The organism is Microbacterium sp. GCM10027623 (assembly GCF_042666935.1).
GTDB lineage: Bacteria > Actinomycetota > Actinomycetes > Actinomycetales > Microbacteriaceae > Microbacterium.
In genome coordinates this window covers 1127900-1148383 of sequence record NZ_JBHTHE010000001.1, presented here as the reverse complement: position 1 = coordinate 1148383, position 20484 = coordinate 1127900, and the positions used below count along the sequence as shown (strand labels likewise).

Genomic DNA, 20484 nt, shown 5'->3' with positions numbered 1-20484 from the left:
CGTGGAGCGGATGCCGCCCCGCGCCGCCTCTGCCGCGCGCGGGAGGCATCCGCAGTCCACCGCCTTGCGCTCATCCCGCGCATCTTCTATTCTTGAAACGATTCATCAGTCCGATCGACGGAGCTCACATGACGAACCCCACTGCCGCCGCTCTCCTCGCGCGCTCGAACCGCCTGGGTGCAGACCCGAAGAACACGAACTACGCGGGCGGCAACACCTCGGCCAAGGGCACCGAGACCGACCCCGTGACAGGTCAGCCCGTCGAGCTGCTGTGGGTCAAGGGATCCGGCGGCGACCTCGGCACACTGAAGGAGCACGGGCTGGCCGTGCTGCGTCTGGACCGCATGCGCGCGCTCGTGGACGTCTACCCGGGTGTCGACCGCGAGGACGAGATGGTCGCGGCATTCGACTACTGCCTGCACGGCAAGGGCGGCGCGGCTCCCTCGATCGACACCGCCATGCACGGCCTCGTCGACGCCGCGCACGTCGATCATCTGCATCCCGACTCCGGCATCGCCATCGCGACCGCCGTGGACGGTCCGGAGCTGACCGCGAAGATCTTCGGCGAGAAGGTCGTCTGGGTGCCGTGGCGGCGCCCAGGGTTCCAGCTGGGCCTGGACATCGCCGAGATCAAGAGGCAGAACCCGGATGCCATCGGCTGTATCCTCGGCGGCCACGGGATCACCGCCTGGGGCGAGACCAGCGAGGAGTCCGAGGCGAACTCGCTGTGGATCATCGACACCGCCGCGGACTACATCGCCGCGCACGGGAAGGCCGATCCGTTCGGCGGCATCCGCCCCGGATTCGCGGCTCTTCCGAAGGTCGAGCGCCGCCGCCGCGCCGCGGAACTCGCGGCGACCATCCGCGGCATCGCCTCGCACGACAGGCCGATGGTCGGGCACTTCACCGACGCCGACGTGGTGACGGACTTCCTGGCCTCCGAGAAGGCGCCTGCACTGGCCGAGCTGGGCACCAGCTGCCCCGACCACTTCCTGCGAACCAAGGTCAAGCCGCTGATCCTCGACCTGCCGGCCACGGCGACCACCGCGGAGCAGGTCGCCCGCCTGCATGAGCTGCACGAGCAGTACCGCACCGACTATCAGGCGTACTATGACGCGCACGCGACGGCCGACAGCCCCGCCATCCGCGGCGCCGACCCCCTCATCGTCCTGGTCCCCGGGGTCGGCATGTTCTCGTACGGGGCGAACAAGCAGACCGCCCGCGTCGCCGGGGAGTTCTACGTCAACGCCATCAACGTGATGCGCGGCGCCGAGGCGCTGTCGACCTACGCGCCCATCTCGGATGCCGAGAAGTTCCGCATCGAGTACTGGGCGCTGGAGGAGGCCAAGCTGCAGCGGCAGCCCACGCCGAAGTCGCACCAGGGGCGTATCGCGTTCGTCACCGGCGCGGCATCCGGCATCGGCAAGGCGATCGCCACCCGTCTGGCGGCCGAAGGCGCCTGCGTCGTGGTCGCCGACCTCGACCTGGAGAAGGCGCAGGCCGCGGCCGCCGAACTCGGGACGACGGATGTCGCCATCGGCGTGGTCGCCGATGTGGCGGACGCGGATGCCGTGCAGGCCGCGCTCGACGAGGCCGTGCTGGCCTTCGGCGGCGTCGACCTGGTCGTGAACAACGCCGGCCTGTCCCTGTCCCGGCCGCTGCTGGAGACCACCGAGAAGGACTGGGACTTGCAGCACGATGTGATGGCCAAGGGGTCGTTCCTGGTGTCGAAGGCCGCCGCGAGGATCCTCATCGAGCAGAAGCTCGGCGGCGACATCATCTACATCTCCTCGAAGAACTCGGTCTTCGCCGGCCCGAACAACATCGCCTACTCCGCCACGAAGGCCGACCAGGCCCACCAGGTGCGCCTGCTGGCCGTGGAGCTGGGCGAGTTCGGCATCCGCGTCAACGGCATCAACCCCGACGGCGTGGTGCGCGGCTCCGGGATCTTCGCCTCCGGATGGGGCGCGAACCGCGCCGCGACCTACGGCGTCGCCGAAGAGGATCTCGGCCAGTTCTACGCGAACCGCACCATCCTCAAGCGCGAGGTCGTGCCCGAGAACGTCGCGGACGCCGTGTACGTGCTCACCGGTCCGGAGCTCTCCCGCACGACCGGCCTGCACATCCCGGTGGACTCCGGCGTGGCCGCCGCCTTCCTGCGATGACCCTGAGCGCGCGCGCGTTCGCCGCCGTCGACCTGGGCGCGACCAGCGGCCGGGTCATGATCGGCCGGGTCGACGAGGGACGGATCGACCTGGAGCTTGTCTCGCGCTTCCCCAACGGACCGGTCGAGCACGAGGACGGCCTGCACTGGGATTTCGACGCCCTCTTCGACAGTGTCGTGGCGGGCCTCGCCGAGGCCGTGCGCCGTGAGCCCGCGATCGAGAGCATCGGCATCGACTCGTGGGCGGTCGACTACGGTCTGCTGCGGGACGGGATGCTGCTGGCACAGCCCTTCCACTACCGCGACGATCGCACGCGTCGTGGTGTGGACGAGGTGCATGCCGTCGTCCCGTTCAGCGAGCTGTACGCCCGCAACGGACTGCAGTTCCTGCCGTTCAACACGCTCTACCAGTACCGCGTCGACCGCCGGCTGGCGGAGGCGGATGCGGCGCTGCTGATCCCCGATCTGATCGCGTTCCTGCTCACCGGACGACAGGTCGCGGAGCGCACGAACGCGTCGACGACCGGACTGCTCGATGTCCGCACGTCCGAATGGGATGTGGATCTCGCCGAGCGTCTGGGCATCCCGTCGGCGGCACTGCCGCGACTCGTGGATCCCGGAACGACGATCGGCACGCTGCGTGCGGAGTCGGCCGAGCGCATCGGAGCCGAGCTGCCCGTGGTGGCGGTGGGCTCGCATGACACGGCGTCCGCCGTCGTCGCCGTTCCCCTTGCCTCGCCGAATGCGGCGTACATCTCCTGCGGCACATGGGGCCTGGTCGGTCTGGAGCTGGCCGAACCCGTCGTCACGGATGCCGCCCGAAGAGCGAACTTCACCAACGAGCTCGGTGTGGACGGGCGTATCCGCTTCCTGCACAACGTCACCGGGCTCTGGCTGCTCAGCGAGACGGTGCGCGCCTGGGAGGACGAGGACGGCGCTGCGATCGACCTGCCCGCACTGCTCGCCACCGCGGCCGAGGTCACCGGCGACGTGCCGCTGTTCGATGCCGACGACCCCTCCCTGACCGCTCCGGGTGGCATGCCCGCCCGGATCGCGGCGCTGCTCGGCGACGCGGCGCCTGCCACCCGACCAGCGTTCGCCCGCAGCATCGTCGAGTCGATCGCGGCGGCGTTCGCGGATGCCGTGGACACGGCATCCGCACTGTCCGGTCGCCCGGTGGACAGCATCCACCTCGTGGGCGGCGGTTCCCTGAACGGCCTCCTCTGCCAGGCGACGGCCGACCGGACCGGAGTCCCGGTGCTGGCCGGTCCTGTGGAGGCGACGGCGCTCGGCAACGTCCTCGTGCAGGCACGCGCCGCCGGTGCGGCTCCGGCTGCGCTGGAGCAGCTGCGCGGAATCGTCACCGCGGTCCACGCGCCGACGAGGTACACGCCGCGCTGACCCAGCAGGCTCTCCGCCGGTTCCGCCGGTCGCAGGCGTCAGCCCCGGGTCTTGCCGTTCGAGCAGGTCTGGACGGCCGCCGAGTTGCCCTTGATCGACGAAGGCAGTTCGACGACATCGCCGGGGGTCTTCGTCGGAGTGGGCGCCTGCGTGGCTCCGGGCTCAGGTTCCTTGACGACCACACCATCGTTCTTGGTGTTCTTGTGCGTGATCTGCAGCTGCTTGTTGGCCTTGATGGCATCCCACAGCGCGGTGGCCGCAGACGTATTCGGGACCACCTTGTTGGGGTTGTCCGGATCCTCGAGCGTGGGGTACTGCACGAAGACGATGTCCTCGAACGGCACGTCCTTCACCGCCAGAGCGATCTGGACGATCTTCATCGGGTCCGCCAGCGAGGTGGATGCCTCGAGGTTGTTCAGACCGGTGTCGGCCAGCTTCAGCATGGTGCCGACGTTGCCGAGCACCTCGCCGCTGATGAGCTTGCGGACCAGGCTGGACATGTACTGTTGCTGGTTGCCGATGCGACCCAGGTCGCTGCCGTCGCCGACACCGTGGCGCGTGCGCAGGAACTGCAGCGCCTGCAGACCCTGCACCGTGTGGGTGCCGGCCTTCATGTCCAGGCCGGTGTAGCGGTCCTTGATCGGGCTGGCCAGGCAGACCTCGACGCCGCCGATGGCATCCGTGATCTCGATGACGCCGCCGAAGGTGACCTTCGCCGCGAACTCGATGTCCTCACCGGTGAGGTCGGAGATGGTCTTGGCGACGCAGTTCAGACCGCCCTTCTCACCACCGTGCTCGTACGCGACGTTGAGCGGCTGCTTGCTCATCGCAGAATACGTGCGGTCGTTCGCGTCGGTGCACTCCGGGATCCCGATCATGAGGTCTCGAGGAAAGCTCACCACCGTGACCCGGCGCGGCTCCGCCGACACGTGTACCAGGAGGTTCACATCGTTCAGGGTGCCCCGGGAGTCCTTGCCCGTGCAGCGCTTGTCGAAGAGGTGCGCGTACTTGGCCTCGCAGGTGTCCACGCCCGTCAGCAGGATGTCGAATCCGCCCGTGTACGCCGCGATGTCGGGCGGGAGCTCCTTCTGGTCGTCCAGTTCGACGGCGTTCGCGCTGACGGTGTTGACCAGCCCGCCCACGACGAATCCGGCCACGCCGAGACCGCTGACGAGGATCACGGCCATGGCGATCCCGATCAGCTTCAGCAACTGTCCGGCGGCAGCGGGCGAGCGCAGCTGTCCATGACGCGCGACGGGTCTGCGTCGCTTGCTCGAGTCGCTCACTCAGTGCCTTTCACGAAATGCGGAGGGTGTGGGATTCGAACCCACGGGACATTGCTGCCCACTGGTTTTCAAGACCAGGTCCATCGGCCGCTCGGACAACCCTCCCTGGTCCGGCTCGCACCGGACGGTCAGGCGTCGAGTCTATCGGCTCCGGGGGGAGCCGCGTTCGCCGCGCCAATTCTCGCGTGCTCACCTGGGGAAGCGCTGGATCGGCACGCCTCAGAGCAGGGTGCGCAGCGCCGTCGCCAGCCCGCCGTCGTCGACCACCCCGGTCTCCTCGCCGGCAGCCGCCTTGACCTCGTCGGGCGCCTGACCCATCGCCACGGCGCGCCCGCCCCCGGCGAGCGCCCAGTCGAACATCCCGATGTCGTTGCGCCCGTCGCCGGCGACGAAGACCCGATTCGCGGGGATGTCCAGCTCCGCGCGCACGCGCTCGAGTGCGGTTCCCTTGTCGATGCCCAGCGGCGCGATGTCGAGCCAGGCGGTCCAGCCGATCGCGTAGGAGACCTCGTTCAGCCCGGCCTCGGCGACCAGCCGGTGGAAGTCCGCCTCGTCGTGCTGGGGCGAGACGACGACGATGCGCGACACGGGCTGCGCGGCGAGATCGTCGAAGTCGACCTGCCTGCCGTCGTCCAGCGTCCAGTCGTCCAGCACGGCGGTGTACAGGCGCTGTCCGGAACCGAGCTCCACCATGTAGCGCGCCTCCGGAAGGCGGTCCCGCAGCAGAGCGAGGACCGGCGCCGGATCGAAGACCTCGATCATCCACCGCTCCCAGTCATCGCCCTTCCGGCGCAGCACGACGGCGCCGTTCGAGCACACCACGAAGTCGGCGTCCAGCTCGAGCTCTTCCACGTAGCGACGGGTGCCGCCCCAGCTGCGGCCGGTTGCGAGCATCACCTCGTAGCCGGCATCCCGCACCTCGCTCACCGCTTCGACGACTCCGGGACTCAGCGTCTCATCCGGCAGCAGGATGGTGCCGTCGATGTCCAGCCCGACGAGGCCGCGGACGCTCACTCCGCCGCCTGCGCGTCGCCGGCCGCGACCGGCGAGCCGGCGGGCGCTTCGGGCTCAGCCGACCAGCCCAGCGGCCGCAGCACGTCGAGACCGCCGAGATAAGGGCGGAGCACCTCCGGCACCGTGACCGAGCCGTCGGCCTGCTGATGCGTCTCGAGCAGCGCGACGATCCAGCGCGTGGTCGCGAGGGTGCCGTTGAGCGTCGCGACGGGCGTCGTCTTGTTCGATACCCCTTCCTGCGTGCCTGAGCCGGTCGAAGGGCGGTAGCGCATATCCAGCCGACGCGCCTGGTAGGTGGTGCAGTTCGAGGTCGAGGTGAGTTCGCGGAACGCGCCCTGGGTGGGCACCCACGCCTCGATGTCGAACTTGCGGGCGGCGCTGGAGCCGAGGTCACCGGCGGCGACGTCGATCACGCGGTAGGACAGGCCGAGCGCGGTGAGCATCTCCTCCTGCAGAGCGACGAGACGCTCGTGCTCGGCCTCAGCGTCCTCCGGGGCCGTGTAGACGAACATCTCGAGCTTGTTGAACTGGTGCACGCGGATGATGCCGCGGGTGTCCTTGCCGTAGGACCCGGCCTCGCTGCGGTAGCAGGTCGACCAGCCGGCGTAGCGGAGCGGGCCGGCGGAGAGGTCGAGGATCTCATCCTTGTGGTAGCCGGCGAGCGGGACCTCGCTGGTGCCGACCAGGTACAGGTCCTCCTTGTCGAGGTGGTAGACCTCGTCGGCGTGCTCGCCGAGGAATCCGGTGCCCTGCATGATCTCGGGCCGCACGAGCGTGGGCACGATCATCGGGGTGAAGTCGTTCTGCAGAGCCTTGTCGAGCGCCATGTTCATCAGCGCGATCTCCAGTCGCGCGCCGACGCCCTTCAGGAAGTAGAACCGGGCTCCCGAGACCTTCGCTCCGCGCTCCATGTCGATCGCGCCCAGCATCTCGCCGAGCTCGAGGTGGTCGCGCGGTTCGAAGTCGTAGGTCGGCACCTCGCCGACGCGGCGCAGCTCGACGAAGTCGGCCTCGCCGCCGGAGGGGACGCCGTCGATGATGACGTTCTCTATCTTCGCGAGAGCGGATGCTGCGGCGTCCGCCGCCTCGTTCGACGTCTGCTGCGCGGCCTTGACGCTGTCGGCGAGCTGCTTGGCCTGCGCGACGAGCGCGGCCTTCTCTTCCTTCGGCGCCTTCGCGACCGTCTTGCCGAAGGCGTTCTGCTCGGCGCGCAGCGACTCGAACGCGTTCAGCGCGTCGCGGCGCGATCGATCCGCCTCGATCGCCGCGTCGACGGTTTCGGGCGCGTTCCCGCGCGCGATCTGTGAGCGTCGGACGAGCTCGGGCTCGTCGCGGAGAAGGGCGAGATCGATCATTGTGCAAGTCTACCGAGCGGCGCCGTCGCCTCGATCGAGCGACCGGGTACGGCGTCGTGGCGCCGCGTGCGCGCACGTTCGGCCGTAGAGTGGCGGCATGTCGGCAGCCGGGACGCAGAGCGCGCACGCGGCGCTCGTGCTCAACCCGGTGAAGGTGGATGCCGAGCGTCTGCGGTCGATCCTGCGCACACTGTCGAAGAAGCACGGCTGGGCCCCGCCGCGGTTCTACGAGACCAGCATCGAGGACCCCGGCCAGCACATCACCCGCACGGCGCTCGCCGAGGGAGCTGCGGCCGTGCTCGCCGCCGGCGGTGACGGGACGGTGCGCGCCGTCTCCGAGGCGATGGCAGGCACCGGCATCCCGTTCGCGGTCGTCCCGGGCGGCACCGGCAACCTATTCGCACGCAATCTCGGGCTTCCGCTGCTGAATCCCACGCGGGTCATGGAGGGCGTCTTCGCGGGTTTCACGCACCCCGTGGACATCGGCTGGGCGACGCTAACCCGCGAGGACGGATCGCAGAGCGAGCACGCCTTCGTGGTGCTCGCCGGCATGGGCCTGGATGCGGACATGATCGCCAACACCCGTCCCGACCTGAAGAAGTCGGTCGGCTGGGTGGCGTACCTGGACGGCGCCGCGCGCTCGCTTCCCGGCGCGAAGCCCTTCCGTGTGGTGTACCAGCTCGACGACGGCAGGCTGCACTCCACCAAGGTGCACAGCATGCTGTTCGCCAACTGCGGCATCCTTCCCGCGGGCATCGCGCTGATGCCGGACGCCTCCCTGGACGACGGCACGATGGACATCGCCGTGATCCAGCCGACCGGGCCTCTCGGCTGGATGGGCATCTGGCGCAAGATCTGGTGGGACAACTCCGTGCTGCGACGCACCAGGGCGGGACGGCGCGTTCTGGAACGGCGGGGTCGCAACGCGTCGATCCGCTACCTGCGCGGCCGCAGCGCCGAGGCGGCGATGGTCGCCCCGACCTCGATCGAGCTCGACGGCGACGAGTTCGGCACCGCGGTGCGGATGCTCTGCCGCATCCAGCAGGGCGGTCTCACGCTCGCGCTGCCCGACGGCCACGACGTCTCGCGCTTCTGAAGACCCGCCTCACCCGAGGACCGTGACCTCCCCGTCGAGGTTGTCGCCGATCAGCGTCAGCGTGAAGGGGTCGTCGTCGTCGTGCTCGCCGGTGAGAGTGATCACGGTCGCCCGCGGCGCGAAGTCCATGGTGCAGACGCGGTCCGCGTCGGCGGAGAAGGTCACGGCGGCACCCGCATCCGTCATCTCGACGTCGCTCACGATCGGCGGGCAGGAGCTGGAGCCGTAGGTCAGCAGCACGATGCCGTCGTCCTCAAACCATCCGGCCGACGGCTGCTGCTCGCCCATGCCCTGCGGTGCGGCATCCAGGCCGTCGAGGTCGGTGTCGGCCTCGAGGTCGCCGTACGTCACCAGGAGGTCGACATCCTTCGTGACGTCGACGCCTTCGGGAACCGTCACCGCGACCGCGCGAGGGGCGAGGTCTTCGGTGCACGCCTGCTGTTTCTCGTCGGCCACCGTCACCGCGACCGACTGGCCGTCCGCCATCACGTCCTCGACGTGGGGCCGACAGCTCGACGACCCCCACGTCACGAGTCCGATCATGCGGCCGTCGTCGAGCCACGCCGCCTCGACGTCGTCCGCCATCCGTTCCACGGGCGCCGCACCGGCGTCCGCCCCCGCCGTGCTCGACGGCGAACCCGCCGTGCTCGTCGGTGCCGGGGATGCCGGCGTGGTCGTGCATCCCGCTGCCAGCAGCGCCACTGCGGCGAGCGCGAGGGCGGAGGGGATCAGTCGGACTCGCGAAAGGCTCATACCCCCAAGTGTCGCCCCCGAGACGTTCGTCTCAAAGACCCTCGTGAATCGGATCACTGCAGAGCGGAGGTGAGCCGGGCGAGGTTGTCCAGGATCGTGGAGCGCAGCGGCTGCTTCTCCCATTCCTCCAGCGTGAGCTCGCGGCTCAGCGAGCGGTACTCGTCCTCGACCATGCGCATCTCCGCGACGAACTCCTCGCCGCGCACGAGCATGGACACTTCCATGTTGAGACCGAACGAGCGCATGTCCATGTTGCTCGAGCCGATCACCGCGACCTCGTCGTCGATCGTGAGGCTCTTGGTGTGCAGGATGTACGGCTTGGGGTACAGCCAGATGCGGACGCCGGCTCGCAGCAGCACCTCGTAGTAGCTGCGCTGCGCGTGATAGACCATCGCCTGATCGCCCTGCTCCGAGACGAACAGCTCCACCTGGACCCCCCGGTCCACGGCGGCGGTCACGGCCAGCAGCAGGGCTTCGTCGGGGACGAAGTACGGGCTGACGATCATGATCCGCTGCTTGGCCGCGTACAGCAGACCGAGGAAGAGCCGCAGGTTGTTCTCCGCCTCGAACCCCGGGCCGGAGGGCACGATCTGGCAGTCCAGGTCGCCGTCGCCGAACTCCACCCGGGTGATGTCGACGCTCTCCGGGACCCGGTCGGTCTCGGCGTAGTAGTCGCTCAGGAAGATCGCATTCAGGCTGGCCACGACCGGCCCGCGGACACGCACCATCAGATCCACCCAGTGCAGGCCGTGGCGGATGTTCTTGGGCAGGTTGTACGACGAGTCGGTGACGTTCTGCGAACCGAGGAATCCGACCCGCCCGTCGACCACCAGCAGCTTGCGGTGGTTGCGCAGGTCGGGACGCTGGATGCGCCCGCGCAGCGGCTGCACGGGCAGCATCAGATGCCAGTCGGCGCCCATCGCGTCGAGGCGGCGGACCGTCTCGCGATACTTCGGCTTCCAGCGGTTCGCCCAGTAGTCCAGCAGGACGCGGACCGGGATGCCGCGCGCGGCGGTCTCCTCCATCGCCCGGAAGAAGTTGTCGGTCGACGTGTCGGCCTGCAGGATGTAGAACTCGATGTGGGCGTATTCCTCGGCTCCGCGGATCGCCTCGGCCATGGCATCCAGCGATTCCTGATAGTCGCTGATGAGGTGCGCGTCGTTGTCCCCGGACTGCGGCGGGGCCCCCAGTGCGTCGTTCATCCTGACCAGGGGCGGGAACCAGCGCGGCGGATCCGGTCTCAGCGAGCCCAGGTACAGCCCCTGTGCGGTCTTGGCGATGTATGCGTTGATCTGGTCCTGCTTGCGGCGCCGGGCGCGGGGCAGCTTGGGATTTCCGATCAGCAGGAAGATCAGGATGCCCACTATCGGAATGATGAAGATGGCCAGCAGCCAGGCCATCGCCGAGGTGGGGCGACGGTTGCGGGGAACCACGATGATGGCGAAGACGCGCATGCTGATGTCGACGATGACGTACCCGAGCACGAGCCACCACGGCCAGTTGTCGACGTTGAACATCACACCCCCGCCCGTCCGCCTGGGATCAGCGTAGCGGGAGCCGCGGACTTCGCGGGCAACCGCGCGTTCTCAGGCGAAGCGCGGCGCGAGCGGGTCAGAGCGACCTGGGGGGAAGACCGCGGGCCGCGCGCTCTTCGGCCTCGATGCGGGCGTGCACCTTGCGCTCGGTGCGGTCGAAGCGCAGGATGCCGCGCAGCACGATCACGAAGACCGCGCTGACCGCGATGGTCGGCAGAATCGACCAGGCCGCCGAGATCCAGAAGTTGTCCACGCCTTCATGGTACGCCGTGCAAGCTGTCAATCTCCCTGCACAATCGCACCCACGGATGACCTGTGCACAATCACTGGGATCGACCGTTTCGAGGTCGGTGCGAGCAGGCAGGCTCCGTGCATGAACACGATCATCCACGCCACAGAACCCGCCGAGCTGCTCGGCATCGTCCCGGCCCTGGCCGGCTTCACCCCACGGCAGAGCATCGTCCTGCTGCCATTCCACGGCACGCGCGCCTCGGGCGCGATGCGCATGGACCTGCCCGATCCTCAGACGGAGGCCGACGACTTCGCCCCGGTCGCTCTGCGTGCGCTGCTGCAGGTCAGCGGGGTGGATGCCGTCGCGGTCGTCGTGTACACCGACGACGCGCCGCAGGATGTTCCCGACGGCATCCTGCTGCCGCATCTCACGCTGATCGAAGCGCTGCTCGACGTCGCCACCGACGCCGGGCTGCGCATCGTGGACGCCCTGTGCGTGACGCCTCACGGCTGGGGCGAGTACCTCGAGGAGACCCCGGTCGTCCGGCTGCTGGACGAGATCCCGGACGCCCCGGACATCGCAGGCATCGGCGATGTCAGCGGCGACCAGCTGTCGGGTGCGGAGCTTCCCGCCAGCGACCTCGTCCAGCGCGAACAGGTCGGTCGCGCCCTGCGGGAGATCGAGGATCTGCTCGAGCGGCACCGCCTGGGCAGCGGCCGCGTCACGGCCGCCGACAGTCCGTTCGCACTGTCGGCCGCGTGCATGCTGCTCGATGACCTGCCCGCCTTCGCAGAAGAGCTGCTGGATGCTCCGGGCGGCGACGACGCTTACGACTGCGCGGCCCTGCTGTGGTGCCTGAACCGACCGGTCCTGCGCGACGCAATCCTCGTGCAGTGGGCGACCGATCTGGAATTCGGCGAACGCGCCCTCGATGCGCAGCTGGCTTTCTCCGGCACAGGCACGGGCATCCCGGATGCCATCGGCGAGATCTTCCTGGGACGCGGGCGGCGCCCGGACCCCGACCGGCTCGGCTGCGCGCTGCAACTGGTGCGGACCGCGGCATCCCGCGCACCGCGCGATGCGCAGGTCGGTGCTCTCACAGCCGCCGGATGGCTCGCCTGGGCGCTCGGACGCGCCTCGCACGCAGGGACGTACATCGACCGGGCACTCGAGATCGATCCGCAGCACAGCATGGCATCGCTGATCTCGACGATGCTCTCCGCGGCGCTTCTGCCGGAGTGGACGCTGCAGCGCGGCTGAGACGTCTTACTTGACCAGGGGGAACAGGATGGTCTCGCGGATGCCGAGGCCGGTGATCGCCATGAGCAGCCGGTCGATACCCATCCCCATGCCGCCCGACGGCGGCATGCCGTGCTCGAGCGCGCGCAGGAACTCCTCGTCGACGGGCATGGCCTCCACGTCGCCCCGAGCGGCGAGCTTCGCCTGCTCGACGAAGCGCTCGCGCTGGATGACCGGGTCGACCAGCTCGGAGTATCCCGTGGCCAACTCGAAGCCGCGGATGTACAGGTCCCACTTCTCGACGACCCCCGCGATCGAGCGGTGCTCGCGCACCAGCGGTGACGTGTCGACCGGGAAGTCCATCACGAAGGTGGGGCGCACGAGGTCGCCCTTCACGAAGTGCTCCCACAGCTCCTCGACGAGCTTGCCGTGCGTGGCGTGCGGGGGGATGTCCACGCCGCTCTCCTCGGCGAACGCGATGAGGTCCTCCACGGCATCCCCCGGGGTGACGGTGCGCCCGGATGCTGCCGACAGCGATTCGTACATCGACACGCGATCCCACTCGCCGCCGAGGTCGTACTCGGTGCCGTCGGCCCACGTGACCGTCGTGGAGCCCGCGACGGCGACCGCGGCGTTCTGCACGAGCTGCTGCGTGAGCTCGGCCATCTGGTTGTAGTCGCCGTACGCCTGATAGGCCTCCAGCATCGCGAACTCCGGCGAGTGCGTGGAGTCCGCACCCTCGTTGCGGAAGTTGCGGTTGATCTCGAAGACCCGCTCGATGCCACCGACGACGGCCCGCTTGAGATACAGCTCCGGCGCGATGCGCAGGAACAGCTCGGTGTCGAAGGCGTTCGAGTGCGTGACGAACGGGCGAGCGGACGCGCCGCCGTGCTGCACCTGCAGCATCGGCGTCTCCACCTCGAGGTAGTCATGGCTTGTGAACGTGGCTCGCAGACTGGCGTTGACCGCGGCGCGCGCACGGACCGTCGTGCGGGCCTGGTCGCGCACGATCAGGTCGAGGAAGCGGCTGCGCACGCGCGTCTCCTCGTTCAGCTCGCCGTACACGTTCGGCAGCGGCAGGAGCGCCTTCGAGGCGATCCTCCAGTCGTCGGCCATGACCGACAGCTCGCCACGGCGACTGGAGATCACCTCGCCGTGCACGAAGACGTGGTCGCCCAGGTCGACGAGCTCCTTCCACGCCGCCAGCGACTCCTCCCCGACGTTCGCCAGCGAGACCATCGCCTGGATGCGCGATCCGTCGCCGGCCTGCAGCGTGGCGAAGCAGAGCTTGCCGGTGTTGCGGCTGAACACGACCCGGCCCGCGATGCCGACCGTCTCACCCGTCTCGGCACCGGCCTCCAGCTCGCCGTACCGGGCGCGCAGCGCGGGGATGGAGTGCGTGACGGGAACCGCGACCGGGAAGGCTCCGCCGCCGGCATCCGCCCGGTTCGCGATCAGCTTCTCCCGCTTCGCCAGACGCACGGCCTTCTGCTCGAAGACGTCCTCCTCCTGGCCGGCAGGGGCGGACGAGGGGTTCGGCGCAGACGCGTCAGTCATGAGTGGGGGCTCCTTGAGAAAGTCGGCTCCAGTCTACCGGCGCGCGCACGACCGCCGAGCGGCCCGGGTTAGCCTCGATGGCATGCGACCTCTCGGACATCTCCGCCGGCCGAACACCCACCACCGCGTCCTCGCGACTCTCGCCCTTACCCTCGTCGCGGCCGCCGCGACCCTGCTCCCGGCAGCCGCCGCGAACGCGGATGTCGACGACTTCTCCTACGCGTCGTGGGAGTCGCAGTACGACGTCTCGCTCGACGCCGACGGCCGCGCGCAGGCGCACGTCACCGAGACCGTGGTCGCCGAGTTCCCGGAGTTCGACCAGAACAAGGGCATCATCCGCGGGTATCCGGAGCGCTACGAGGGTGCCGGGCTCAGCATCCGGATCCTGTCGGTGATGGACGCCGACGGCCGCGACGTGCCGTTCGAGACCGAGAACGAGGACGGCATGCTGCTCGTGCTCACCGGGGACGACGACTACGTGCACGGACCCCGCACCTATGTCATCGAATCGACCATGAGCGACTTCATGATCCACGGCAGCGAATCGGGGAACGACGAGTTCTACTGGAACCTGCTACCACTGAACAGCACGCAGGACATCGGACGCTTCCACGCCACGATCCACTTCGCACCCGAGCTGGCCGACGCCCTCACGGGAGACGTCGCCTGCTACCGCGGCCAGGCCGGCGAGCGACTCCCCTGCACCCTCGACGGACCGGCCGTGAGCGCGGACGGCGCGAGCTTCACCGTCGAATCCGCTGCGCGCGCCGCCGGTGACGGCGTCACGGTCGCCATCGGGTTCGCCGCGAAAACGGTCAGCCAGCCGGAGGCTCGCGCAGCGGACCCCGTCGCGGACTTCGGCCCCGCGGTCACCGGACTCGGTGCGATCGGGCTCGCCGTCGGCGCCTGGTCATCCGTCGCCGCCCTCAAGCGGCGTCGCCGTGTCGCCACCGGCATCATCGTCGCCCAGTTCGACGTGCCGACCGACCTGCCGCCGCTCGCGGCCGCCCCGCTGCTGCCGGGGGCGCCGAATCCGATCCCTGCACAGATGGTGCATCTCGCCGTGCAGGGCGCGGTGCGACTGGAAGAGGATCAGCGCGAGCCGGATGCCAAGAAGCGCCCGGCGCTGCGGCTGCGCGACCGCTCGCCGGCGCGTGATCCGCTGGACATCGCCCTGCTCGATGCCGTGTTCACCGGCGACACGACCCTCAGGCGCATACCGCGCTCCAGTACGAAGTTCGCCAAGCGGATGGACAAGCTGGTGCGCAAGGGCAGCTCCGAGGCTCGACGGCGCGGGTGGCTGACCGAGGAGCGCAGTCGCGCCGCCGTGGCCTTCGGCTGGGCGTCCGTGGGCATGGTCGCCGTGACACTGGCCTTCGTGGTCTGGTCTGCGACGAAGGACCGCGATCTGCTGCCGCTTTCGATTCTCGCGCTGGTCTTGGCGATGACGATCGTCGGGATCTCCTCGTTCGCGGCCTTCAGCAAGCACACGGTACTGACTCCGGCCGGCGCGGAACGCTATGAGCATCTGCTCGGCGTCAAGGAGTTCATCCGCGTCGCCGAGGCCGACCGACTGAGGATGCTGCAGTCATACCAGGGCGCCGAGCGGCGCAGCGACGGCACGATCGACGTCGTGCACCTGTACGAGAAGCTGCTCCCCTACGCGATGCTGCTGGGCCAGGAGAAGAGCTGGACCCGGGTGCTCGAGACGACGTACTCGAACTCGGGCACGGGCCCCGGCTGGATGGAGGTCGCCGTGGGAGCGTCGATCAGCTCCCGCCTGTCCACGTACTCGACGTCGATGAACGCCGCGGCGACCTACAGCCCCTCCAGTTCCTCGAGTGGTGGCTCCACCGGCGGCGGGTTCTCCGGCGGCGGGGGCGGCGGCGGGTTCTCCGGCGGGCGCTGACCCGGCGCGCACCGGGTCGTGCCGGCCGGGCGCGACGCACGCGGCCCCGCCACCTGGCGCGACGCACCCGGGCGTCACCACCGGGCGCGCGAAGATGGAAAACGCTGGTGGAAGGGCCGCGTCACCGACGTTTTCCATCCGCGCGGCCGGGACCCGGATGGAAAAGGTCGGTAGGAGTGCCCGGGAACCGACGTTTTCCATCCGCGGGCGCAGCGGTCGGTGGGCGCAGCGGTCCGCGGGACCAACGGCTGCGGGCGCCGACGCGTGAGGTCAGAGTGCGATCGGCGGGTCCAGCGGGCCCGAGGCCTCGCGCAGAGCCTGCTCCACGGTCGACGAGACCAGTGCGGAGAGGTAGCCGCCGGGATTCTCGACGCCGACGTCGCGCAGCAGCGAGGTCGCCTGGCCCACGATGGCTCGTGAGAACTCGGATGCCGTGGCGATGGCCTCGCCGTACACGGCACGGTCCTGCTCGGCGATGACCACCGGTTCGCAGCCCATCTCGACGGCCAGGGCCTGCGCGATGGGCAGCACGGCCGCCGGAGCGGTGACGCCGGCGAACGCGGCCTGCAGCTGACGCAGGTCCATCGTCGTGCCGCTGAAGGCGATCGCGGGATGCACGGCCAGCGGGATCGCACCCTGCTCGGCGGCGGGGCGCAGCACCTCGATGCCGTGCAGGGGGTCGGTGTGCAGCACCAGTTGGCCCATCTGCCATCCGCCGACGTCTGCGATGCCCCTGACGAGACCGGGGAGCTCGTCGTGCGGTACGGCGATGACGACCAGCTCGCTGCGTCGTACGATCTCGAGCGCGTCGAGCAACGGAGCCCCGGGCAGCACGGCCGCCGCCCTGTCGTCATCGGACCCCGAGGTGATGCCGGTGATGGCATGCCCTGCCCCGGCGAGCGCGGCGCCGATCACCGGTCCCACCCGCCCGGCGCCGATGATCCCGATGCCCAGTCGTCCGTCGCGGTTCATCGGCTCACTCTGCCGGCGGGGCCGCCGGGGCCGGCGGGGCGGGCGGGGCCGGCGGCGTCGGGGGTGCAGGAGGCGGCGCCGCAGGCGGGGAAGGCGCATCCGAAGGCGCGGGAGCTTGAGCCGGCGGCGGAGCCACGGGCGGGGTCGGCGCCTCAGGGAACGAAGGCGCAGCCGGAGCCGGAGGCGCGGGAGGAGCGGCCGCGGGCGCAGGCGCGTCCGGAGCCGGCTGAGCCACAGGGAGCCCAGGCGCGGGAGGAGCGGCCGGCGTCACGGCATCCGTCTCCGCCGTCGTCGCCGTCTCCGCCTGCCACTCGCCCCAGCGGTGCGTGTGATCGCGGGACGCGGCGAGCGCGGTCGCTCTGCTGACCCGGTCGAGCAGGGCCAGGGCGTCGTCGCGTTCCAGCCCCGACAGGGTGCCCGAGATGGGGCCCGTCACCGAGTGCACCTGCCCGCCGGACACACGCTGCCAGCGGTCGATCGGTCCCTGGCTGATCGAGACGCCCTGCAGGCGCGCGAGCGGGAAGATCGCGAGCTTGCGCCACACGAGCCCGCGGCGCAGCAGCACCCCGAAGTCGGTGATCGTGTACCCGTGACGCTTCCACGACAGCGGACGACGCCACCAGGCGCGCGCAGGAATGGTCTTGTAGGGGTCGTCGGCGACCGGCCCCAGGATGCCGTGCCGCCATACCAGCGGGATATCGGCCTGCGGCGTGTCCGGAAGGATGAGCGAGAGCACGCGCTCGACATCCGCCCGCGTGCCGACGGGCAGGACGATGTTGAACTGCTGCGCGTTGCCCGACTGCTGCTGGCTGGCACTCTTGCCGCTCATGCGGTTGATCTTGATCGCCCACCATCCGAACGGCCGCCACAGCAGCGACTGGGTCACCTCGACCGCGAAGATGCGGCCGGGCGGCAGGGTCTCGGTGACCGTGGTCAGCAGTCCGTAGGTGATGCGCACGCCGTCGGGCGTGGGCGCGATCGCGTAGCGCAGCGACTTGGATATCTGCGCCCAGGTGATGCCGACGATCGCGACGATCAGCGGGATTCCCATGCCGAGCGCGATGCCCACCATCGCGATGACGATCTCGCCACCGTTGTCCCCATCGGCGGTCATGCCGAGATAGGTGGCCGACAGCGAGATGACGAAGATGGCTCCGAAGAACAGCACCCACGGCACGGCCGAGATCAGCTGCGCTCCGACGAGACGGCCGGTCGGGATCTTGACCACGCTCTCGGGGGCGACGTCGGCCAGGTCCACGCCGGCGATCAGGTCCGTCACGCCGACGTTCATCGAGCCGACGAGCTGGGCGCCCCGTCCCGTGGGCGCGGGTGCCCCGGTGCGCGCGTGTTCGCGTGCGGCACGGGCACCGGATGCCAGTCGCAGGATGTCCGCCCGCACCGACTCCGCACGGGACGTGGCCAGATACTCCAGGGCGACGTTGGCGTCGTTGCCCGCGCCGACGACCTCGAGCTTGGCCAGCCCGATGATCCGGGCGGGGAAGGGGCGGGTGAGGTTCACGCCCTGCACGCGGTCCAGCGGCGCGCGGCGGTGCGAGCGGAACACCATGCCCTTGCGCACCTCGACGTGCTCGCCGGTGACGCGGAACTGCTGGAAGCGCCAGACGAACCAGAAGATCGCGACCAGCACGATCACCAGCGCGAGCACGCCCAGCAGCGCGAAGAGCACGAAGTTGTTCGCGAGCACCCAGTCGACCGGGTCACCGCCGTAGTCCAGATAACGCGCTTCCTCGGGCGCGAACAGGCTCACGACCCAACCGATCACCCGATCGCGCATGTTCGAGATCACGATGCCGATCACGATGATCAGCGCGAGACCGCCCTTGAACAGGGGCGTGAGCGGGTGCATCCGGTGCCATTCGCCGTCGGCGAGGGCGGAGGAGCCGCCCTCGGGCAGCACCGTCACCGGCTGTGCTGCGGACGCGTCGGCGTGGGGGCCGGTGCCGTCCAGGGGTCCGGGCGTGCTCACAGGCCGGTCCGGCGGGTCTCGGCGACCTCGATCAGCGTGTCGCGCAGCGCCTCGGCGGCTTCCTGGCTGAGCCCGGGGATCTGCACGCCCGTGGTCGCCGCCGCGGTGACCATCTTCAACTGCGACACTCCGAAGGCGCGGTCCAGCGGACCCTGCGTGATGTCGACGAGCTGCATCCGTCCGTACGGCACCGCCACCATGCGCTGCCAGAGGATGCCGCGGCGGAACACCACGTCGTCCTCGCGCAGCATGTAGCCGAGCGCCTTCGCCTGCCGCGGCAGGATGATCAGCGTGATCAGGGTGACGGCGATGACGATGCCGGCGGGAATCCACACCCAGCTCTGGTCCAATGCGATGCCGACGATCAGCGCGGCCACGACCAGGACGGCGATGAAGATGCCGTTCTGCACGAACTGCGACACGACGTAGCGCGGCGAGATCTGATGCCAGGAGCCGTCGAGGACGAGCGCGCCCGAGCTTCTCGGAGTGCGCAACGCCGTGTAAGTGCCGGCGTCCAGCACCGGCGGGGCGTCGCGGGTGGGCTGGGACGCTGGTTCGGATGCCGGCGGCGGAGTCACCGGCACGTCGAATCCCTCGGGGTCACGGGGCGGGGTCGTCGGGCTCTCGGTCATCGGAATCCTTCGGCAGAGTGCAGAACTGTTCGGCGACCATCGCCGCGCTGATCAGCACCAGAGCGCCGACGATCAAGGCGGTCATCGCCACAGTCGACCCTACCTGCGCGGGCACCGGTCGGGTGGTGAGGAACGCCAGCAACCCGGCGCCGAATCCCAGGAGGATCGCTCCGAGCAGGCTGGAGGCGCGCGCGAGCGTGGCGGCGCGCAGCGCGCGGAAGGGGTCGATCCGCGCTCCCCCGCGCACGCTGCGTCGCACCGGCCAGGCCAGAGCCAGCACGAAGACGGCGAGCAGCACGAGCAGCACCGGCAGGAACACCGAGGGGACGAAGGTGGCGCGACCGGCGGCCGTCAACATGTGGTCGAAGCCGAAGCCTGCTCCTGCCGACAGCAGCGCGAGCACTGCGAGAACGGCGATGGACGTGCGTCTCACAGTTCGGTCCCCGAGCCGGACGGAGCGCCCTTCAGCTCTCGGATCAGCTCATCGACCCGACCGACCCCGGGCAGCACGGCATCCGGATCGATGCTCAACCATGGTTCCAGCACGAACAGCCGCTCCGCCGCCCGCGGATGCGGCACCATCAGGTGCTCCTCCTCGCTGCGGAAGTCGCCGTAGACGATCAGGTCGAGGTCGAGGGTGCGGTCGCCCCAGCGTTCGAGGCGCACACGACCCTGCTCCTCCTCCACGGCATGCAGCATTCCGAGCAGCACCTGCGGCGCCAGTCGCGTGGTCAGCAGCGCGACTGCGTTCAGGTATGGCGGAGCAGCCGGATCCGCGCCGTCGAGCTTGACCGCGACCGTCTCGATCGGCTCCGACATGACGAAGTCGTCGACGAGCGGAAGCCTGCGCAGCCGGTCGGCGGCCGCGCGCAGCATGTCACCGCGGTCGCCCTCGTTCGACCCCAGTGCGACCACGGCGACCTGCGGCTCTCGGCCCGGACGCGGGTCCGGCGGCGGGGTCAGGTGCGTGAGGCGGCGATCCATCAGATCCGCCCCCGGTGCACGGTGACGGCGACGTCCGAGAACGTCTGCGCGATGGGGGCGTGCGGTTTGTGGACGGTGACGGTGACCAGCTGCACGCGCTCGTCCCCCAGCACGGCATCCGCGATGCGCTCGGCGAGCGTCTCGATGAGGTTCACCGGCTCGCCCGCCACGATCGCCGCGACCCGGTCGGCGAGCTCGCCGTAGTGCACGGTGTCGGCGACGTCGTCGGATGCCGACGCCGACCGCAGCGACAACCGCAGCACGAGGTCGATCATGAACTCCTGGCCGTCCCGGCGTTCGAAGTCGAAGACGCCATGGTGGCCGAAGACCGTCAGGCCGGTCAGGGCGATCTCGTCGAGCTGTTCCAT

The 20484-nt window shown here is 69.7% G+C and carries 18 protein-coding genes and 1 tRNA gene; 5 read left to right on the top strand and 14 right to left on the bottom strand.

Annotated features, from left to right (window positions below; all coding sequences use genetic code 11):
- Positions 1–128: 128 nt before the first annotated feature.
- Both ACFQY2_RS05190 and ACFQY2_RS05185 read left to right on the top strand, forming a co-directional pair.
- Positions 129–2165, top strand: coding sequence for a bifunctional aldolase/short-chain dehydrogenase (locus ACFQY2_RS05190; RefSeq protein WP_378744578.1), 2037 nt, complete (start codon positions 129–131; stop codon positions 2163–2165).
- A complete protein-coding gene (locus ACFQY2_RS05185; protein ID WP_378744577.1) occupies positions 2162–3565 on the top strand; it encodes a rhamnulokinase family protein in 1404 nt (467 codons plus the stop codon). The genes ACFQY2_RS05190 and ACFQY2_RS05185 overlap by 4 nt, the downstream gene beginning before the upstream one ends.
- 38 nt (positions 3566–3603) lie before the next feature.
- Here the strand turns inward: ACFQY2_RS05185 and ACFQY2_RS05180 are convergent, their stop codons facing one another.
- From ACFQY2_RS05180 to serS, 4 genes are all read right to left on the bottom strand, one after another.
- On the bottom strand, positions 3604–4851 hold the full coding sequence (locus ACFQY2_RS05180; RefSeq protein ID WP_378744576.1) for an LCP family protein: 1248 nt from the start codon (positions 4849–4851) through the stop codon (positions 3604–3606).
- Between the two features lie 20 nt (positions 4852–4871).
- Positions 4872–4956, bottom strand: a tRNA-Ser gene (locus ACFQY2_RS05175).
- Between the two features lie 114 nt (positions 4957–5070).
- Positions 5071–5865, bottom strand: a complete 795-nt coding sequence (locus ACFQY2_RS05170; protein ID WP_378744575.1) for an HAD family hydrolase — start codon at positions 5863–5865, stop codon at positions 5071–5073.
- Positions 5862–7220 carry a serine--tRNA ligase gene (gene serS / locus ACFQY2_RS05165; protein WP_378744574.1) on the bottom strand — a complete coding sequence of 453 codons (1359 nt, stop codon included), beginning with the start codon at positions 7218–7220 and terminating at the stop codon, positions 5862–5864. Before serS ends, ACFQY2_RS05170 begins: the two co-directional genes overlap by 4 nt.
- Before the next feature lie 97 nt (positions 7221–7317).
- On the opposite strand from serS, the gene ACFQY2_RS05160 reads away from it, so the two are divergent.
- Positions 7318–8316, top strand: coding sequence for a diacylglycerol/lipid kinase family protein (locus tag ACFQY2_RS05160; protein ID WP_378744572.1), 999 nt, complete (start codon positions 7318–7320; stop codon positions 8314–8316).
- Between the two features lie 9 nt (positions 8317–8325).
- Here the strand turns inward: ACFQY2_RS05160 and ACFQY2_RS05155 are convergent, their stop codons facing one another.
- The 3 genes from ACFQY2_RS05155 to ACFQY2_RS05145 all read right to left on the bottom strand — a co-directional run bounded on the left by ACFQY2_RS05155 (position 8326) and on the right by ACFQY2_RS05145 (position 10857).
- Positions 8326–9069, bottom strand: a complete 744-nt coding sequence (locus tag ACFQY2_RS05155) for a hypothetical protein (RefSeq protein WP_378744571.1) — start codon at positions 9067–9069, stop codon at positions 8326–8328.
- Positions 9070–9122: 53 nt separating this feature from the next.
- On the bottom strand, positions 9123–10586 hold the full coding sequence (cls, locus tag ACFQY2_RS05150; protein WP_378744570.1) for a cardiolipin synthase: 1464 nt from the start codon (positions 10584–10586) through the stop codon (positions 9123–9125).
- A gap of 94 nt (positions 10587–10680) precedes the next feature.
- Entirely contained in the window at positions 10681–10857 is a 177-nt protein-coding gene (locus ACFQY2_RS05145; protein WP_378744569.1) for a hypothetical protein, read from the bottom strand.
- Between the two features lie 120 nt (positions 10858–10977).
- Between ACFQY2_RS05145 and ACFQY2_RS05140 the strand changes: the two genes are divergently transcribed.
- Entirely contained in the window at positions 10978–12096 is a 1119-nt protein-coding gene (locus tag ACFQY2_RS05140) for a DUF4192 family protein (RefSeq protein ID WP_378744568.1), read from the top strand.
- Positions 12097–12102: 6 nt separating this feature from the next.
- Here ACFQY2_RS05140 and lysS read toward each other — a convergent pair whose 3' ends face one another.
- Positions 12103–13632, bottom strand: coding sequence for a lysine--tRNA ligase (lysS, locus tag ACFQY2_RS05135; protein WP_378744567.1), 1530 nt, complete (start codon positions 13630–13632; stop codon positions 12103–12105).
- Between the two features lie 82 nt (positions 13633–13714).
- On the opposite strand from lysS, the gene ACFQY2_RS05130 reads away from it, so the two are divergent.
- Positions 13715–15541: a DUF2207 domain-containing protein gene (locus ACFQY2_RS05130; RefSeq protein ID WP_378744566.1), complete on the top strand. Its 1827-nt coding sequence runs from the start codon at positions 13715–13717 to the stop codon at positions 15539–15541.
- Positions 15542–15811: 270 nt separating this feature from the next.
- On the opposite strand, the gene ACFQY2_RS05125 is transcribed toward ACFQY2_RS05130, so the two are convergent.
- The 6 genes from ACFQY2_RS05125 to folB are packed head-to-tail and all read right to left on the bottom strand — an operon-like array spanning position 15812 to position 20484.
- Positions 15812–16513 carry a DUF2520 domain-containing protein gene (locus tag ACFQY2_RS05125; protein ID WP_378744565.1) on the bottom strand — a complete coding sequence of 234 codons (702 nt, stop codon included), beginning with the start codon at positions 16511–16513 and terminating at the stop codon, positions 15812–15814.
- A gap of 4 nt (positions 16514–16517) precedes the next feature.
- A complete protein-coding gene (locus tag ACFQY2_RS05120) occupies positions 16518–18500 on the bottom strand; it encodes a PH domain-containing protein (RefSeq protein ID WP_378744564.1) in 1983 nt (660 codons plus the stop codon).
- Positions 18497–19132 carry a PH domain-containing protein gene (locus tag ACFQY2_RS05115; protein WP_378744563.1) on the bottom strand — a complete coding sequence of 212 codons (636 nt, stop codon included), beginning with the start codon at positions 19130–19132 and terminating at the stop codon, positions 18497–18499. The genes ACFQY2_RS05120 and ACFQY2_RS05115 overlap by 4 nt, the downstream gene beginning before the upstream one ends.
- Positions 19101–19565 (bottom strand): DUF3180 family protein, encoded by a 465-nt coding sequence (locus ACFQY2_RS05110; protein WP_378744562.1) that lies wholly within the window; start codon positions 19563–19565, stop codon positions 19101–19103. Before ACFQY2_RS05110 ends, ACFQY2_RS05115 begins: the two co-directional genes overlap by 32 nt.
- Complete coding sequence (gene folK, locus ACFQY2_RS05105) at positions 19562–20116, bottom strand: 2-amino-4-hydroxy-6-hydroxymethyldihydropteridine diphosphokinase (RefSeq protein WP_378744561.1); 555 nt, start codon at positions 20114–20116, stop codon at positions 19562–19564. The genes ACFQY2_RS05110 and folK overlap by 4 nt, the downstream gene beginning before the upstream one ends.
- On the bottom strand, positions 20116–20484 hold the full coding sequence (gene folB, locus ACFQY2_RS05100; protein ID WP_378744560.1) for a dihydroneopterin aldolase: 369 nt from the start codon (positions 20482–20484) through the stop codon (positions 20116–20118). The genes folK and folB overlap by 1 nt, the downstream gene beginning before the upstream one ends.

Coding starts and splice junctions, on each gene's coding strand:
- folK (WP_378744561.1), bottom strand. CDS start 20,116: ATGGATCGCCGCCTCACGCACCTGACCCCGCCGCCGGACCCGCGTCCG.
- ACFQY2_RS05185 (WP_378744577.1), top strand. CDS start 2,162: ATGACCCTGAGCGCGCGCGCGTTCGCCGCCGTCGACCTGGGCGCGACC.
- ACFQY2_RS05125 (WP_378744565.1), bottom strand. CDS start 16,513: ATGAACCGCGACGGACGACTGGGCATCGGGATCATCGGCGCCGGGCGG.
- ACFQY2_RS05155 (WP_378744571.1), bottom strand. CDS start 9,069: ATGAGCCTTTCGCGAGTCCGACTGATCCCCTCCGCCCTCGCGCTCGCC.
- lysS (WP_378744567.1), bottom strand. CDS start 13,632: ATGACTGACGCGTCTGCGCCGAACCCCTCGTCCGCCCCTGCCGGCCAG.
- cls (WP_378744570.1), bottom strand. CDS start 10,586: ATGTTCAACGTCGACAACTGGCCGTGGTGGCTCGTGCTCGGGTACGTC.
- serS (WP_378744574.1), bottom strand. CDS start 7,220: ATGATCGATCTCGCCCTTCTCCGCGACGAGCCCGAGCTCGTCCGACGC.
- folB (WP_378744560.1), bottom strand. CDS start 20,484: ATGGAACAGCTCGACGAGATCGCCCTGACCGGCCTGACGGTCTTCGGC.
- ACFQY2_RS05160 (WP_378744572.1), top strand. CDS start 7,318: ATGTCGGCAGCCGGGACGCAGAGCGCGCACGCGGCGCTCGTGCTCAAC.
- ACFQY2_RS05115 (WP_378744563.1), bottom strand. CDS start 19,132: ATGACCGAGAGCCCGACGACCCCGCCCCGTGACCCCGAGGGATTCGAC.
- ACFQY2_RS05130 (WP_378744566.1), top strand. CDS start 13,715: ATGCGACCTCTCGGACATCTCCGCCGGCCGAACACCCACCACCGCGTC.
- ACFQY2_RS05190 (WP_378744578.1), top strand. CDS start 129: ATGACGAACCCCACTGCCGCCGCTCTCCTCGCGCGCTCGAACCGCCTG.
- ACFQY2_RS05140 (WP_378744568.1), top strand. CDS start 10,978: ATGAACACGATCATCCACGCCACAGAACCCGCCGAGCTGCTCGGCATC.